Annotated in this window: 12 protein-coding genes; 4 read left to right on the forward strand and 8 right to left on the reverse strand. The window is 72.1% G+C overall.

Annotated features, from left to right (window positions below; genetic code table 11):
* Positions 1-42: 42 nt before the first annotated feature.
* Positions 43-378 carry a hypothetical protein gene (locus ABZ877_RS25795; protein WP_361075165.1) on the reverse strand — a complete coding sequence of 112 codons (336 nt, stop codon included), beginning with the start codon at positions 376-378 and terminating at the stop codon, positions 43-45.
* A 109-nt stretch (positions 379-487) separates the two neighbouring features.
* Between ABZ877_RS25795 and ABZ877_RS25800 the strand changes: the two genes are divergently transcribed.
* The gene (locus ABZ877_RS25800) at positions 488-781 is read left to right on the forward strand and encodes a hypothetical protein (RefSeq protein WP_361075167.1); all 294 of its coding nucleotides are present in this window, start codon (positions 488-490) and stop codon (positions 779-781) included.
* A gap of 78 nt (positions 782-859) precedes the next feature.
* Here the strand turns inward: ABZ877_RS25800 and hutH are convergent, their stop codons facing one another.
* From hutH to pepN, 5 genes are all read right to left on the reverse strand, one after another.
* Entirely contained in the window at positions 860-2,410 is a 1,551-nt protein-coding gene (hutH, locus tag ABZ877_RS25805; protein ID WP_361075323.1) for a histidine ammonia-lyase, read from the reverse strand.
* Positions 2,411-2,474: 64 nt separating this feature from the next.
* Positions 2,475-3,629, reverse strand: coding sequence for a diguanylate cyclase (locus ABZ877_RS25810; protein WP_361075169.1), 1,155 nt, complete (start codon positions 3,627-3,629; stop codon positions 2,475-2,477).
* 81 nt (positions 3,630-3,710) lie between these two features.
* Entirely contained in the window at positions 3,711-4,514 is an 804-nt protein-coding gene (locus ABZ877_RS25815; protein ID WP_361075170.1) for an enoyl-CoA hydratase-related protein, read from the reverse strand.
* A gap of 40 nt (positions 4,515-4,554) precedes the next feature.
* Positions 4,555-5,682, reverse strand: coding sequence for an adenylate/guanylate cyclase domain-containing protein (locus tag ABZ877_RS25820; RefSeq protein WP_361075171.1), 1,128 nt, complete (start codon positions 5,680-5,682; stop codon positions 4,555-4,557).
* A gap of 314 nt (positions 5,683-5,996) precedes the next feature.
* Positions 5,997-8,570 carry an aminopeptidase N gene (gene pepN, locus ABZ877_RS25825; protein ID WP_361075173.1) on the reverse strand — a complete coding sequence of 858 codons (2,574 nt, stop codon included), beginning with the start codon at positions 8,568-8,570 and terminating at the stop codon, positions 5,997-5,999.
* Positions 8,571-8,703: 133 nt separating this feature from the next.
* Here pepN and ABZ877_RS25830 point away from each other — a divergent pair, with 133 nt between their 5' ends.
* Positions 8,704-9,216: a DUF1203 domain-containing protein gene (locus ABZ877_RS25830; protein ID WP_361075175.1), complete on the forward strand. Its 513-nt coding sequence runs from the start codon at positions 8,704-8,706 to the stop codon at positions 9,214-9,216.
* A gap of 133 nt (positions 9,217-9,349) precedes the next feature.
* Here the strand turns inward: ABZ877_RS25830 and ABZ877_RS25835 are convergent, their stop codons facing one another.
* Positions 9,350-10,369, reverse strand: coding sequence for an aspartate-semialdehyde dehydrogenase (locus ABZ877_RS25835; RefSeq protein WP_361075177.1), 1,020 nt, complete (start codon positions 10,367-10,369; stop codon positions 9,350-9,352).
* Positions 10,370-10,574: 205 nt separating this feature from the next.
* On the opposite strand from ABZ877_RS25835, the gene ABZ877_RS25840 reads away from it, so the two are divergent.
* On the forward strand, positions 10,575-11,090 hold the full coding sequence (locus ABZ877_RS25840; RefSeq protein WP_361075179.1) for a sigma-70 family RNA polymerase sigma factor: 516 nt from the start codon (positions 10,575-10,577) through the stop codon (positions 11,088-11,090).
* Position 11,091: 1 nt separating this feature from the next.
* Positions 11,092-11,802 (forward strand): hypothetical protein, encoded by a 711-nt coding sequence (locus tag ABZ877_RS25845; protein ID WP_361075181.1) that lies wholly within the window; start codon positions 11,092-11,094, stop codon positions 11,800-11,802.
* A gap of 384 nt (positions 11,803-12,186) precedes the next feature.
* Here ABZ877_RS25845 and ABZ877_RS25850 read toward each other — a convergent pair whose 3' ends face one another.
* Positions 12,187-15,522, reverse strand: a complete 3,336-nt coding sequence (locus ABZ877_RS25850; protein WP_361075183.1) for a S8 family serine peptidase — start codon at positions 15,520-15,522, stop codon at positions 12,187-12,189.
* Positions 15,523-15,630 lie beyond the last annotated feature (108 nt).

The following is a 15,630-nucleotide window of genomic DNA, read 5'->3' on the forward strand; positions in this document are numbered from 1 at the left end:
GGGGCCGCCCTCCGGGCGACGACGGGAATTGTCGGACAGGCCCTAGACGCGCTCCTCGTCCGCGTCGCCATCATCCTCGTCGAGATCCCATTCCGGCGAATCGGGGTCGTAGTCGACCTGCTCGCTGGACCAGGACGCCTGGACGAGTTCGGCGCCCGGTACGTCGCCGACCAGGTCGAACGGGTCGACCAGGTACGCGATCGCCTCCGCCTCGTCCTCCTGCACCGCGTACTCGGCGTGGGCGCGCTCCTCGGCGGGCATGGACCCGTCCTCGGCGACGCGCTGGAGCGCGGCCCCGGTCAGCGCCTCCGCGTCGGCGATCTCCAGGACCAATTCCACCTTCAGGCGAACAAAACGTGACGTCTCATCAGTGCTCATAGGCCGGAGCGTACGGCCCGCTCCCCCCGTGACTTTCCCGTGACCCGCCCCTTTCACTAACATCGGCCCACACGGCCAATTCGCCAGCGCCACAAGGGGGATCGCTTCCGTGTCCGCCGCACGTCGATCGTTGTTCACCGCCACCGCCGCCGGGACCCTCCTGGCCGCCCTGTGGTTCGTCCCCAATGCCTCGGCCACCGCCGAGCACCCCACCACCCCCGACCAGGGCGGCCAGGCCGCCACGGCTGCGGACACCCGGTCCGAGCAGGAGCTGAGACTGGCCGACACCGGCACGTTCGACACGACGCCGTACGTGATCGGCGGCACGGCGTTCCTGGGTCTCGGGGTCGGCTTCGTCGCGTACTCGGTCCGCCGGGGCCGCTCCCTGGAGGCGCCCGCCTGACGCACCGAAGCGGGGTGCGACGGAATGCGCCGCACCCCTGTACGAGTCACCTGGTACGGGTCACCCAGTACGGAACGCCTACTTGAGCGGGCCCGTCACCGACTCGACGGCCTCCACCAGCGCGCCGCCGCGCACGAACGCGTCCGCCGCGGCCAGATCGGGGGCCAGGTACCGGTCCGGTCCAGGACCCTGCACCCCCGCCTTGCGCACCGCCTCGATGACCGCCCGCGACGCCGGGGCCGGCTCAAGCCCCTCCCGCAGCTCGATCGCGCGGGTGGCCGCGTACAGCTCCACGGCGATGATCCGCGTCAGGTTGTCGACGGCCGTCCGCAGCTTGCGCGCCGCCGACCAGCCCATCGAGACGTGGTCCTCCTGCATCGCGGACGACGGGATCGAGTCCGCCGAGGCGGGCACCGCGAGCCGCTTCATCTCGCTGACCAGGGCCGCCTGCGTGTACTGGGCGATCATCAGGCCCGAGTCGACCCCGGCGTCCTCGGCGAGGAACGGCGGCAGGCCGTGCGAGCGGTTCTTGTCGAGCAGCCGGTCCGTGCGCCGCTCGGCGATCGAGCCCAGGTCGGCCGCGGCGATGGCCAGGAAGTCGAGCACGTAGGCGACCGGGGCGCCGTGGAAGTTGCCGTTGGACTCGACGCGCCCGCCGCCGTTGCCGTCCGGGAGGACCACCGGGTTGTCGACGGCCGCCGCCAGCTCCCGCTCGGCCACGAGCCGGGCGTGGGCGAGGGTGTCCCGGCCCGCCCCGGCGACCTGCGGGGCGCAGCGCACGGAGTACGCGTCCTGCACGCGCGGGGCGTCGTCCTGATGGTGGCCGGTCAGGCCCGACCCGGCGAGGACGGCGAGCATGTTGGCGGCGCTCGCGGCCTGCCCCGGGTGCGGGCGGATCGCGTGCAGCTCGGGCGCGAGGACCTTGTCGGTGCCGAGCAGCGCCTCCAGGGTGAGGGCGGCGGTCACGTCGGCGGCCTTGTAGAGGTTGTCCAGGTCGTCGAGGGCCATGAAGAGCATGCCGAGCATGCCGTCGGTGCCGTTGAGGAGGGCGAGCCCCTCCTTCTCGCGCAGCTCGACGGGGCTGATGCCGTGCGCGGCGAGCAGCTCACCGGCGGGCCGCACGACGCCGTCGGGGCCCTCGGCGTCGCCCTCGCCGAGCAGGGTCAGGGCGCAGTGGCTGAGCGGCGCGAGGTCGCCGGAGCAGCCTAGGGACCCGTACTCGTGCACGACCGGGGTGATCCCGGCGTTCAGGACGTCCGCCATGGTCTGCGCCACCTCCGGCCGCACGCCCGTGTGTCCGGAGCAGACCGTCTTCAGGCGCAGGAACATCAGCGCGCGCACGACCTCGCGCTCGACGCGCGGCCCCATCCCGGCCGCGTGCGAGCGCACGATGTTGCGCTGGAGCTGAGCGCGCAGGTCGGGCCCGATGTGCCGGGTGGCGAGCGCGCCGAACCCGGTGGAGACGCCGTAGACGGGGTCCGGCTTCGCGGCGAGCGCGTCGACGACCTCGCGGGCCGTGGCCAGCGCGTCCAGGGCCTCCTGGGACAGTTCGATACGGGCGCCACGGCGCGCCACGGCGATCACATCGGCAGCGGTGACCCCGGCTGCCCCCACCACCACAGTGTGCATATCCATATTCAGGAACGTACACAGTGAATTCGAAGATGTCACGAGTGGGGCGGCACTTCGCCCCTTACCCGGGCGGACGCGGGTCCCGGCCGCGAATGCGGCGCCGCTCCCCCGGCACCGGCGGCGGCGAGTCCGCGAGCCGTACGACCGGGTCGTCGAGGCCGCCGTGGCGCCCGGCCACGACCGGCTTGGCCGAGCGCAGCGCCTTCGCGCGGTACTGGGCCGCGTCCGCGAGCCGGAAAAGCCGCCGCGCGCTGGTCACCTCGCCGATGGGGTCGCCGGTGGAGGCGATGCCGCACGCGACCCCGTTGCCCAGTTCGAGCTCGGCGGCGCGCGAGCAGATCTCGTCGCCCACACGCACCACCTCGTCCGCGCCCGGACCGACCGCGAGCAGGCAGAACTCGTCGCCGCCGAGGCGCGCCGCGAGCGCCCCCGGCAGCATGGCGCCGCACAGCGAGAGCACCGAGCCGAACCGCTCCAGGAGGCGGTCGCCCGCGGCGTGCCCGAGGGTGTCGTTGACCCGCTTGAGCCCGTTGAGATCGCAGACGACGAGGCTGACGACGGCGCCCTGCGCGGTGTGCCGCTCCACGGCCTCGTCGAGGCGTATGTCGACCAGGCGGCGGTTGGCGAGGCCGGTCAGCGCGTCGGTGAAGGCGAGCCGCCGCGCCTCCTCCAGGCGCTCGGTCTGCGCGATCCCGGCCGAGACCACGGAGGCCAGGACCGTGGCGAAGTCGGCGTCCTCGGGCCCGAACACCGGCGCCCCGGCCTTCCGCGCCACGTACAGCTCGCCCCAGGCCCGGCCGTGCAGCACGATCGGCGCGACGACACAGCAGCCGCGCCCGCGCCGCCGCAGGGCCGCGACCCGCTGATGGCAGTACCCGGCGCGCTCGACCGGCCCGTCCGCCGTCTCGACCCAGGCGTCCGGCTCCCCGCCCCCGGCCCACCGCTCGTGCAGGAACTCGGTGATCTCCGGGAAGCGGTGCACCGGATACGCCTCGTTCTCCGGGAACTCCTCCTCGCCCTCGGCCCGCTCCCCGACATTGGCCAGGACCCGGAGCCGCCCGCGCTCGCGCTCCCACACCGACAGGGCGGCGAAGCTCCCCGACAACGCGTGGCACGCGCCGAGGGCGGCGGCCCGCCAGGACTCGCGCGGGCTCTGCGCAGCGGCCATGCCCTGCGCGAGTTCCACGACGGCGCGCAGCCGGACATCGTCACCCATCTATTCAGGTTAGGGACTTTTCCGGCATTACGGTGAGCTGGGTACGGCTATACCGGGGGCATCAGGCCCGTACGGGATTGCTCACTCTCCGGGCCACTGCGGCTTCCGCTTCTCGTTGAACGCGGCGACGCCCTCCGCCCGATCACCCGAGAACGCCACCGAGCGCCACGCCGCGTCCTCCACCTCAAGACCGGCCCGCAGGTCCAGCCCGTGCCCCAGCCGCAGCGCGCGCTTGGCGGCCCGCAGCCCGACGGGCGAGTTCGCGGCGATCCGCGCGGCGAGGGCGAGCGCCTCCGTGCGGTCCTGCCCGGCCGCCACCACCTGGTCGACGAGGCCGAGCGCGCCCGCCTCCTCGGCCTCCACGCGGCGCGCGGAGAAGATCAGCTCGGCGGCGCGCGCGGCTCCGACCCGGCGCGGCAGCAACTGCGTACCGCCACCCCCGGGGATCACGCCGACCGACACCTCGGGCAGCCCCACGACCACGCTCGCGTCCGCCACGATCAGATCGCAGGCAAGGGCCAGCTCGAAGCCGCCGCCGAGCGCGAACCCGTGCACGGCCGCGATCGTCGGCATCGGCAGCTCCAGGACGCCCGTGTACGCGGCCCGGGCCACGGGCCGCTGGCGCACCAGCTCGGCGTCGGAGAAGGAGTTGCGCTCCTTCAGGTCGGCGCCGACACAGAACGCGCGCTCGTTGCTGGAGGTGAGGACGGCGACCCGGACGGCACGGTCCGCACTCAGCGCCTCGCAGGCGGCGCCGAGGGAGCGGGCCATCTCGCTGCTGACCGCGTTCATGGCCTTGGGCCGGTCGAGCACCACCTCGGCGACGGTCCCGCCCTCGTGCCGCCGGACGGCCACGAACTCCCCGAACCGCTGCTCATCACCCATGGCTCACCCTTCCGGTTAACGACAGTTAACCGCCAAGATGTCAGGTGCGCCGGGTCAGCGTCCAGGGTTCGACGATGCCGAGACCGCGCACGGGCCGCTGCCACATGGGCTGCAACGCGAACCGGTACGACGGCGGCTCCTCGCCCTGCTCCGCCGCCTTCTCCGCGGCGGCCGCCGCCTCGGCCTCCGAGGCGGGCGCCTCGCCGGTACGGATCAGCTCCTCGGCGAAGGCGCCGTCCACCAGGACGTTGTCCCGGGGAGCTATCGAGGTGAGCCGGCTGGCGAGATTGACGGTGGTCCCGAAGACATCGCCCATGCGCGTCGTCACGGTCCCGAAAGCCATCCCGACCCGCAGCTCCGGCATCGTCTCGTCATTGCTCATCGTCTCGATGAGGCGCAGCGCGATCTCCCCGGCGATGCCCGCGTCGTCGGCGGCGAAGAGCACCTCGTCGCCGAGCGTCTTGATGAGCCGGCCGCCGTGCGCCGCGACCAGGTCGGCCGCGGTCGTCTCGAAGGCCTCCACGAGTTCGCCGAGCTCCTCCTCCTCCATGCGCCGGGTCAGCCGCGTGAACCCGACGAGGTCCGCGAACCCGACGGCGAGCCGCCGGTCCACCATCTCCTCGTCGTCACCGGCCTGCACGACGCGCCCGGTCGCCGCCGCGAGCTGGCGCCGCCACACATAGACGAGGAACTCCTCCAGCTCGGGCAGGAGCAGCTCTATCAGCGGATACGTGACCTCGGTACGGGTCATCCCGGGCTCGGGCGGCTCGGTCAGCCCTTCCAGGAAGGAATCGATCTGCCACTCGGCGAGCCGGGCGGTCGTCTGCCCGGTCGAACGGGCGACCTGCACGGCCATCGCCTCGCTGAGCAGCCCCGCCTCGACGAGACCGGCGAGGCGGCGCAGGGCCAGCACGTCCGCCTCCGTCAGCGCCTTGGCCTGCCCGATGTCGGCGAAGCCCATCGCCCGCCAGAACCTGGACGCCAGCTCCATGGAGACGCCCGCGCTGCGGGCCGCCTGGAACGGGGTGTAGCGGCGCTCGGCGCCGAGAATCAGCCCTTCGAGCCGGAGAGCGAGCGGATCGGCGGGATCGGTGTCCTCCGCGTCCTGCTTCTCCTTTTCGGGGTCGGATGGGGTGCCCGTGCCGGAGCCCGAGTCGTCGACGGTCACGCCTGCTGCCCTTCCGATCTGCCGCGGTCAGGTATCGACCGGGCTCAACTGTACGGCAGCGGCTTGTGCTCCACGTCACTCCACCCGGGGCGGGTGTCGCAACGTCCTGCCAGGTCCACGTCGTCTCGCGGCCGCGGCCCGGCGGTGGCTGGTCGCGCAGTTCCCCGCGCCCCTGAGGCATGCGGCTCCGCCGCAGCCCCATGGGCCCCTGAGATGGCGCACGCAGTGCGCATCTCAGGGGCGCGGGGAACTGCGCGACCAGCCCCCACGCACCCGCGGTCCGCGACGAACCGCAGCGGGGCAGACGGAACCGCCTACGCGTCCGCGGCCCGCGCCCGAAGCGCCCGCTCCACCCCGGCCCGCGACTCCGAGACCAGCCTGCGCAGCGCCGCGCTGGGGGACGCCGACGACAGCCACTCGTCGGTGCGGGTCAGTGTCGACTCGGAGACCTGGATCGCCGGGTACAAGCCCACCGCGATCTGCTGCGCCATCTCGTGGGACCGCGAGTCCCACACCTCGCGCAGCACCGAGAAGTACTTCTCGGTGTAGGGCGCCAGCAGCTCCCGCTGGTCGGTCTGGACGAAGCCGCCGATGACCGCTTCCTGCAGCGCGTTGGGCAGCTTGTCGGAGTCGACGACGGAGGCCCACGCCTCCGCCTTCGCCTCGGGCGTCGGCCGCGCCGCCCGCGCGGTCGCCGCATGCCGCTCACCGGCGGCGGTGCGGTCACGCTCGTACTCGGCGGTGATCTCCGCCTCGTCGTAGCGTCCGACCGCCGCGAGCCGCTGCACGAACGCCCAGCGCAGCTCGGTGTCGACGGCGAGCCCTTCGATGGTCTGGGTGCCTTCGAGCAGCCCGACCAGGACGTCGAGCTGCTGCGGCGTACGCGCCGTCGCCGCGAACGCGCGGGCCCACGCGAGCTGGTGGTCGCTGCCCGCCTCGGCCGTGCGGAGGTGGGTGAGCGCCGCCTCGGTCCAGCGGGCGAGGAGGGTGTCGCGGTGCGCCGGGGCCGCGTACAGGTCGATGGCGAGCTTGACCTGGCGGTGCAGGGACTGCACGACGCCGATGTCGGACTCCTTGGCGATGCCGGAGAGGACGAGGTCGAGGTAGGCGCTGGTGGAGAGTTCGGCGTCGCGGGTCATGTCCCAGGCGGAGGCCCAGCACAGGGCGCGCGGCAGGGAGGACTCGAAGTCGCCGAGGTGCGCGGTGACGGTGGCGAGGGACTGCTCGTCGAGGCGGACCTTGGCGTAGGAGAGGTCGTCGTCGTTGAGCAGGATCACGGCCGGGCGGCGCTTGCCGACCAGCTCGGACACCTGCGTCGACTCGCTCGCGGTGACGTCCAGTTCGACCCGGTCGACGCGGACCAGCTTGCCGCTCGCGTCGTCGAGGTCGTACAGGCCGATCGCGATGCGGTGCGGGCGCAGCGTCGGGGAGCCCTTCGCGCCCTCGGGCAGCGCGGGGGCCTCCTGGCGGACGGCGAAGGAGGTGATGACGCCGTGCTCGTCGGTCTCGATCTCCGGGCGCAGGACGTTGATGCCGGCGGTCTCCAGCCACGCCTTCGACCAGGACTTCAGGTCACGGCCGCTGGTCTCCTCCAGGGCGCCGAGGAGGTCGGAGAGGCGGGTGTTGCCGAAGGCGTGGCGCTTGAAGTACGCCTGCACACCGCGGAAGAACTCGTCCTCGCCGACGTAGGCGACGAGCTGCTTGAGGACGGAGGCGCCCTTGGCGTACGTGATGCCGTCGAAGTTGACGAGCACGTCGTCCAGGTCGTTGATGTCCGCCATGATCGGGTGGGTGGAGGGCAGCTGGTCCTGCCGGTAGGCCCACGTCTTCATGGAGTTGGCGAACGTCGTCCACGAGTGCGGCCACTTCGAGCCGGGCGCGTACGCCTGGCAGGCGGCCTCGGCGTAGGTGGCGAACGACTCGTTCAGCCACAGGTCGTTCCACCACTCCATGGTGACGAGGTCGCCGAACCACATGTGCGCCAGCTCGTGCAGGATCGTCGCGGCCCGCACCTCGTACGCGGCGTCCGTCACCTTCGAGCGGAAGACGTACTGGTCGCGGATGGTGACCGCGCCCGCGTTCTCCATCGCGCCCGCGTTGAACTCGGGCACGAAGAGCTGGTCGTACTTGGCGAACGGGTACGCGTAGTCGAACTTCTCCTGGAACCAGTCGAAGCCCTGCCGCGTCACCTCGAAGATCGCGTCCGAGTCGAGGTGCTCGGCGAGCGAGGGACGGCAGTAGATGCCGAGCGGAACCGACTGACCCGTCTGCGGGTTCTCGTAGGTCGAGTGGACCGCGTGGTACGGGCCGACGATGAGCGCCGTGACGTACGTCGACATGCGCGGGGTCGGCTCGAAGGTCCAGACGTCGTCCTTCGGCTCGGGCGTCGGCGAGTTCGAGATCACCGTCCAGCCGCTCGGCGCCTTCACCGTGAACTGGAAGGTGGCCTTCAGGTCCGGCTGCTCGAAGCTCGCGAACACGCGCCGCGCGTCCGGCACCTCGAACTGCGTGTACAGGTACGCCTGCTCGTCGACCGGGTCGACGAAGCGGTGCAGGCCCTCGCCGGTGTTCGTGTACGCGCAGTCGGCGACGACCCGCAGCTCGTTCGCCCCCTGCTCCAGGCCGCTCAGCGCGATGCGCGAGTCCTGGAAGACGGCGGCGGCGTCGAGCGCGCGGCCGTTCAGGACCACCTCGTGCACGGTCGGCGCGACCAGGTCGATGAACGTCTCGGCACCCGCCTCCGCGCTGTCGAAGCGCACGGTCGTCACCGAACGGTAGGTGCCGCCCTCCTGCGCGCCGGAGAGGTCGAGATCGATCTCGTACGAGTCAACGGTGAGCAGCTTCGCCCGCTGCTGCGCCTCTACGCGGGTCAGATTGGTGCCAGGCACGCGGTCATCTCCTAGTGCGGTTACGTGTCGTTCTGCGGTCGGACGTTTCCGGTCATCCTTCCACGCGGGGGCGTACGAGCGCGATGTCCGTTTTCCGCCGGTGAACACGCGGGCGCGGGACCACGCTGGAGCCATGACCAGGTACACCGCGCGCCCCATCGAGGAAGCCGCGCTGAAAGAGCTGAGGACCACCGACGACGCGGGCCGCCCCTGCCGCCCGTACACCGCCACCGCACAGGACGCGGGCTCCCCGCTGCGCTGCTGCCTCACGCCGATCCGGGAGGGGGAGCGCATCGCGCTCGTCTCGTATGCGCCGCTGCGCCGCTGGGCCGCCGCGACGGGCGCCGACCCGGGCGCGTACGACGAACAGGGCCCGGTCTTCCTGCACGCCCACGCCGAGGACTGCGGGGGCTACGTGCCCGACCCCGGCCGCTACCCCTTCGACCGGACCGGCGCCCTGCGCACCCTGCGCCGCTACGACGCGCGCGGGCACATCGTCGGCGGGCGGCTCCTGGAGATCCCGGCCGACGCGACGGCCGCCTTCGACGCGGCGCTGGACGAGGCGTTCACCGACCCAGACGTGGCGCTGGTGCACGTCCGGGCCGTCGAGTACGGCTGCCTGCACTTCGAGGTACGGCGCCCCTGACGCGAGGTGGCTGTGCCGCAGCCCCACGAGATGGCGCACGCAGTGCGCATCTCAGGGGCGCGGGGAACTGCGCGACCAGCCACGACGTACGCCGCACCCGGCAACGGTGAAGAACCCCGCAGACGCGCCCCGCCTACTTGGCGCCGAGCTCCTGCGCCACCAGCTCCGCAATCTGCACCGCGTTCAGCGCAGCGCCCTTGCGGAGGTTGTCGTTGGAGACGAACAGGGAGAGGCCGTTCTCCACCGTCTCGTCGCCGCGGATGCGGCCCACGTACGAGGCGTCCTTGCCGGCGGCCTGGAGCGGCGTCGGGATGTCGGACAGCTCGACGCCGGGGGCGCCCGCGAGCAGCTCGGTGGCGCGCTCGACGGAGATCGGGCGGGCGAAGCGGGCGTTGACCTGGAGGGAGTGGCCGGAGAAGACGGGCACGCGGACGCAGGTGCCGGAGACCTTGAGGGCCGGGATCTCCAGGATCTTGCGGGACTCGTTGCGGAGCTTCTGCTCCTCGTCCGTCTCGTTCAGGCCGTCGTCGACGATGTTGCCCGCGAGCGGCAGCACGTTGAAGGCGATGGGGCGCTTGTAGACGTTCGGCTCGGGGAAGTCGACCGCCTCGCCGTCGTGCGTGAGCTTGTCGGCGTCGGCGACGACCTTCTGGGCCTGCCCGTGCAGCTCGGCGACGCCCGCGAGGCCCGAACCGGAGACGGCCTGGTAGGTGGCGACGACCAGCGCTTCGAGCCCGGCCTCCTCGTGCAGCGGGCGCAGCACCGGCATGGCGGCCATCGTCGTGCAGTTCGGGTTGGCGATGATGCCCTTGGGGCGGTCCGCGATGGCGTGCGGGTTCACCTCGGAGACGACGAGGGGGACCTCGGGGTCCTTGCGCCAGGCCGAGGAGTTGTCGATCACGACGGCGCCCTGCGAGGCGACCTTCTCGGCGAGCGCCTTGGAGGTGGCGCCACCGGCGGAGAACAGGACGATGTCCAGGCCCGTGTAGTCGGCCGTCGAGGCGTCCTCGACCGTCACGCCGTCCAGCACCGTGCCCGCACTGCGCGCCGACGCGAACAGGCGCAGCTCGTCGACCGGGAAGGCGCGCTCGACCAGGATCTTGCGCATGACCGTGCCGACCTGACCGGTGGCTCCGACGATTCCGACCTTCACAGGGTTCCTCCGAGTGTGCGTGCGGCCCTCCGGCCTGCGGGTGCGTCCATGATGTGTCTGTCCAGGGCCGCCTTGTCCAATCGATTGTCCGAGGTGCGGGACGCGTGGGCTTCACCACAGGGCCCGCCGGGAACCACGCGCGCGATCCGGGCGAACGTTTCGGCCCCTCCGTGCGTCGTAGGGCACACGCGGGAGGGGAGAGGCAGTGCTGCGCAGAAGACCCAGGGGGCGTCCTGACGACCCGCTCGACGCGGCCGTCGAGGACCGGGTGCGGGCCGTCCTGTCACTGGGCGGGGTGCCGTACGCGGACCTGCCGGACGGGGTGCAGCAGGTCCGCCTCCGGCTGCTCGAACGGGCGGCGAAGGGGCAGGACGCGCCGCGCGACGTCTCGGCCTGGGCGGCGGTCGTCGCCTCCAACCTGGCCATGGACTGGCACCGGGCGCGCCGCCGCCAGGAACGGCTCGGGGAGCGCCTCGCCGCGCTGCGCCAGGAGGACGCCGGGGACGCAGCCGACACCCGCGTCCTCTCCCTCGCGGTCGCCCAGGGCCTCGACGAGCTGCCGGACCAGCAACGGCAGGTGGTCGTGCTCCGCTTCTACGCGGATCTGCCGGTCCGGGACATCGCGGCCGAGCTGGGCGTGCCCGAGGGCACCGTCAAGAGCCGGCTGCACACGGCCGTGCGCCTGCTGAGGGCGCGACTGCACGAACAGGAGGTGGTGTGACGTGGACGACAAAGCGCGCGAGGACCGGCTCCTGATGCTCGCGATCACCGGGGAGCCGTTGCCCGGCGACGACCCGGACGCCGCGGCGGTCGCCGCGGACGTCACGCTCCTGCGTGAGCGAATTCACGGCCTCGGCGACGCGCTCGCGGCCCGCCCGGAGCCGGAGCCCGTACGCGTGACCGCGCCGGCGCGCCGCCGCAGGCCGTCGCGGATCGCGTTCGGCGGGCTCGTCGCGGCCTGCGCCGCCGCCGTCCTGGGCGGCATGGTCTGGCTCGGCGTGCAGGCGCCGGGTGGCGCGAGTGACAAGAGCGTCAGTGCCGACAGCGCGGCCGGGAAGGCGAAGGACGGACCGAGCATCCATCAGCGAGCTCTGCGCCTGGCCTGCCTGCGCTGGTCGCTCGAAGGCACGGTGCGGAGCGTGACGCCGCGCGCCGACGGCGACGTACAGGTGGTCCTGGAGGTGAAGCGGTACTACCGGCCCGAGCGGTCGGCGGCGCGGCACCCGACGGTGAGCGTCACGCTCGACGGAACGGCCCGCGCCGACCTGCGGCCCGGCACATACACGCTCATCGCGATCCCCCTGCACCCCCAGGACCGGCAGGGCCCCCGGGACTGGGCGACCGGCCCCGCCGTCCCCCGCGCCCGCGAGAACATCCTCACGGCACTCCCCACCTCCCGCGACCTACCCTGCCCGGGCCCGGACGCGGGCTGATCCACGGCGACGGGGACGGACACCCACCGGCATCCGCCCCCGTTTCCGCTGCACCCGCGCGACCGGCAAGGCTGCCGGTCTTGCGTGACCGAGACCTGCGTGCCCGGCACACGTGCCGGCGTCCTCGCGGCCTGACTCTCCCCGGCCCGGAGGCGGGCTTAACCACGGCGACCGGGGCGGACGCTCATCGGCATCCGCCCCCACGCTCACGTCACCCGCGCGTCCGGCAAGGCTGCCGGGATTGCGTGACCGGGGCCCGTGTGCCCGGCGCCCGTGCCGGCGTCCTCGCGGCCTGGCTTTCGCCGGCCCGGGCGGGGGCTGAGAAACGGCGACGGGGGCGGACGCCCATCAGCATCCGCCCCCGCGCTTGCGTCACCCGCGTGCTTACTCGGTGACCTTCTCGATCTTCACGCTGCCGACGCCCGCGGCGACACCGCGCTCGTTGACGAGGCGCACCTCGCCGAAGAACTCGCGGCCCTGCGGCGCGGCGGCCGCGGCGGAGACCTCGGCGGCCACGTTCGCGGACGCGCCGTTGGCCAGGGTCACGGTCTTGGTGTCGTCGACCTTCACCGCGCCGAGCGCCGGCGAGTAGAACACGTCGACGTAGTCGTACGCGGTCGACCCGGACGGCACCGAGTAGCCCGCGACCTCGATCGTGTACGTACCGGCGGCCGGCTTCGCGATGCTGACGGACTCCTCGGAGTCACCGTCGGCGGAGGTCGCGACGACGGCACCGGCCGCGTTCTTGACCGTCAGGTCGAGGTCGGCGGCCTGGTCGGAGACGTTGCCGATGGAGACGTCGAGCTTCGTGGCGCCCGCGGGCACCTCGACGGTCGTCCGCTGCGTGGCGCCGTTCGCGATGGACGGCCGGTCGGACTTGGACGAGCCGAGCGGGCCGCCCTCCAGCTTCCCGCCGTTGATGGCCGCGAAGTTGTTCGTGACCTTCCAGTTCACGCCGGCCGGGGTGCCGACCTTCGCCTCGGGCAGCGTCTGCACCGCCGGGTCGAAGGTGGCGCCGAGGACCGACGCCTCCAGGGTGTACGGGTTGTCGAGCAGCGGCGACGTACGGCGCGACTCGACCTCGATCTCCCAGACACCGGCCTGCGGGTCCGCGTACGAACGCAGGTCCGGGCGGCAGGTGTTGGCCGGGTTCTCGTAGTTCGGGTAGCAGCTCGGCGTGGACGTCGGGTCGACCGGGACACCGTACGGGTGGATGGAGATGAAGCGGGTCTGGCTCTTGTCCTTCAGGCCGCTCATCCGCACCTGGAGCGCCTTGGCGCCCTCGGGGACCGTCAGGAAGTAGGACGTGGTGCTGTTGCGCTGCACCGAGCTCTTGGCGCTGAAGGTGTACGACGGCTTGGCCAGCGGCGCGGCGACGACGACGGTCGCCATGATCTGCTGGTCGACGCCCGTGGTGCGCGGGTCGTTCACCTCGAGGATGGCGCTGCGCAGCCCGGCCGAGTCCGGCCTGGCCTGCACCTTCACGGTGACGGCCTTGTTCAGCGGCAGCAGGACGTGGCGCGAACCGACGATGCGGAAGGTGTCACCGGAGTTGTTCTTCAGCGACAGCTTGTGCAGGACCGGCTTCGAGGAGCCCGACGTACGCGTGATGGTCACGTCGTAGGTCTTCTTCTGCCCGGCCTTGAGGCCGCCCTCGCGGTCGTAGATGCCGGTGCCGAAGCCCGGCGTCTTCAGCGCGTAGTCGATCGCGGTGTCGACGGGCGCCTTCACGGTGTACGTGTGGGCGCTCGCGCCGCGCCGGATGTCGCCCCACGCGTCCTCGATGTCGATGAGGCCGGAGCCCTCGGCGTACGCCTGCTCGCCCTTGATGTGCTTGGCGGTCGAGGTCAGCGCGGTGCGCAGCTTCGCCGGGTCCAGAGCGATGTGCTTCTGCTTGGCGGCGGAAAGCAGCAGCGCCGAGGCGCCCGCGGCCTGCGGCGACGCCATCGACGTGCCCTGGAGCATCGAGTAGCCGGCCGGGAGCGAGTAGCCCGCCTCGGCGACCGGGGAGCCGGGCAGCCAGGTCTGCGTCGTGTTGATCGCCGCGCCGGGCGCGGTGATGGTCGGCGTGAAGCCGCCGTCCTCACGCGGGCCGCGCGAGGAGAACGGCATCATCGCGTAGCGCTTCTCGACCTGCGAGCCGTAGTTGGCGGCCCAGGTCTCCTTGGAGATGGACGCGCCGACGGAGATGACCTTGTCGGCGAGGCCGGGGTCGCCGATGGTGTTGGCGCCGGGGCCGGAGTTGCCCGCGGAGATCACGAGCTGCACGCCGTAGGTGTCGATGAGGCGCGTGTACAGCTCGGAGCGCGCGTTGTTGCCGTCGTTGAGCGCCGGGAGGCCGCCGATCGACATGTTGACGATGTCGACGCCGCGGTTGGCGACGAGGTCGATCATGCCCTCGGTCAGCGCGACGTTGGTGCAGCCGCCGGTCCAGGTGCAGGCGCGCGAGGAGACGAGCTTGGCGCCGGGCGCGGCACCATTCATCTTCTTGTTGCCGAACAGCGCGTTCGCGGCGGTGATGCCCGCGACGTGCGTGCCGTGCTCGGACTCGATGACGCCGATGTTGACGAAGTCCCGCTTCTGCCCGACCCAGTCACCGCCGTACGGGTCCATGGGGACGTCCTTGCGGATCTCCACCACGAACGGGATGCGCTCGACGACGTCCGTCGCCGGGTTGTCCTTGCCGAAGTACCCGATCTGGTAGCCGTCCTTGTACGGCTTCATCGGGGTGTCGTCGGTGAAGTCGCCGTTGTCGTTCAGGTCGACGGTGACGGTGCCGGCCTTCGCGTCGTAGAGGACGCCCCACTTGTCGGTGGTGTCGCCGTCGCGGTTCAGGTCGCCCTTGGCGTCGCCGCCGGTCGTCGCGGACTCGGCGAACGTGCTGAAACCGAAGGTGCCCGCCGCCGACTTGTACGTACGGCCGCCCGCGGTGAACGTCGGCCCGGTCACCGAGGTGACCATCGGGCGCCAGGTGCCGTCGCTGTCCACGATCGGGTCGGTCGCCGTGACCCAGTCGACGATCTTGCGCTCGCCGGTCGTGGTCTTCTGCAGCGCCGGGTGGCCGAGGTCGACGCCGGAGTCGAGGATGCCGATGGTGACCCCGCGGCCGTCCGCCTTGGGGTTGTCCTTGACGAAGTCCACGGCGCCCGTCTCGAAGGACGGGTTGTACGGGTTCTTCGCCGGGGTGTTCTTGCCCGGGGCCCCGTAGGAGGCGCTGCCCTTCTTCGCCGCGCCCTTGGCGGTGTCACCCGCGGGCGTCGGGTCGTCGAGCTGAATCTCCTGGCGCAGGTCGATGCCGTGCACGGAGGAGAGCTTCTCGGCGGCCTTGATGGCGGCCTCGGCCTTGCCGGTCGGCAGCGTCGCCCGGACGTAGCCGAGCTTGTCGTAGGTGCGGCCCACGGAGCCGCCCTTGACCGCGTCGAGCTGCTTGGCCACCTGCTCGGTGGCGCCCGGGGCGGTCGCGACCATGAGGGTCACGTTCTTCTCGCCGTCGGCCTTCGCGTCGGCGAGGAGCTGCGCGTCGTGCGCGCCGAGCTTGTCGCTGGCGGACTTGACGGCGGGGTCGGCGGACGGAGTGGTGCCTGCCGGGTCCGCGTCGGCGGCGAGGGCCATGGGTATCGGCCCGGCCGCGGTGAGCGCGGCCACCAGACCTGCGGCGGCCGCGAGCCGGGCCGCGCGTCTCGCACCGGATATGGGTGCGCGCTGGGGATCGGGGGTCATCAGCATCCCTGTACGTGAAGTGGGACAACGAGGGCGTCGTGCGTGAAGATTGTTCGTACGGCTCCGGAATTCGGTGCCGGATGACCGCTCAGCTTTATATAAGTGGAC

Source organism: Streptomyces sp. NPDC046939 (assembly GCF_040644575.1).
Classification (GTDB): Bacteria; Actinomycetota; Actinomycetes; order Streptomycetales; family Streptomycetaceae; genus Streptomyces.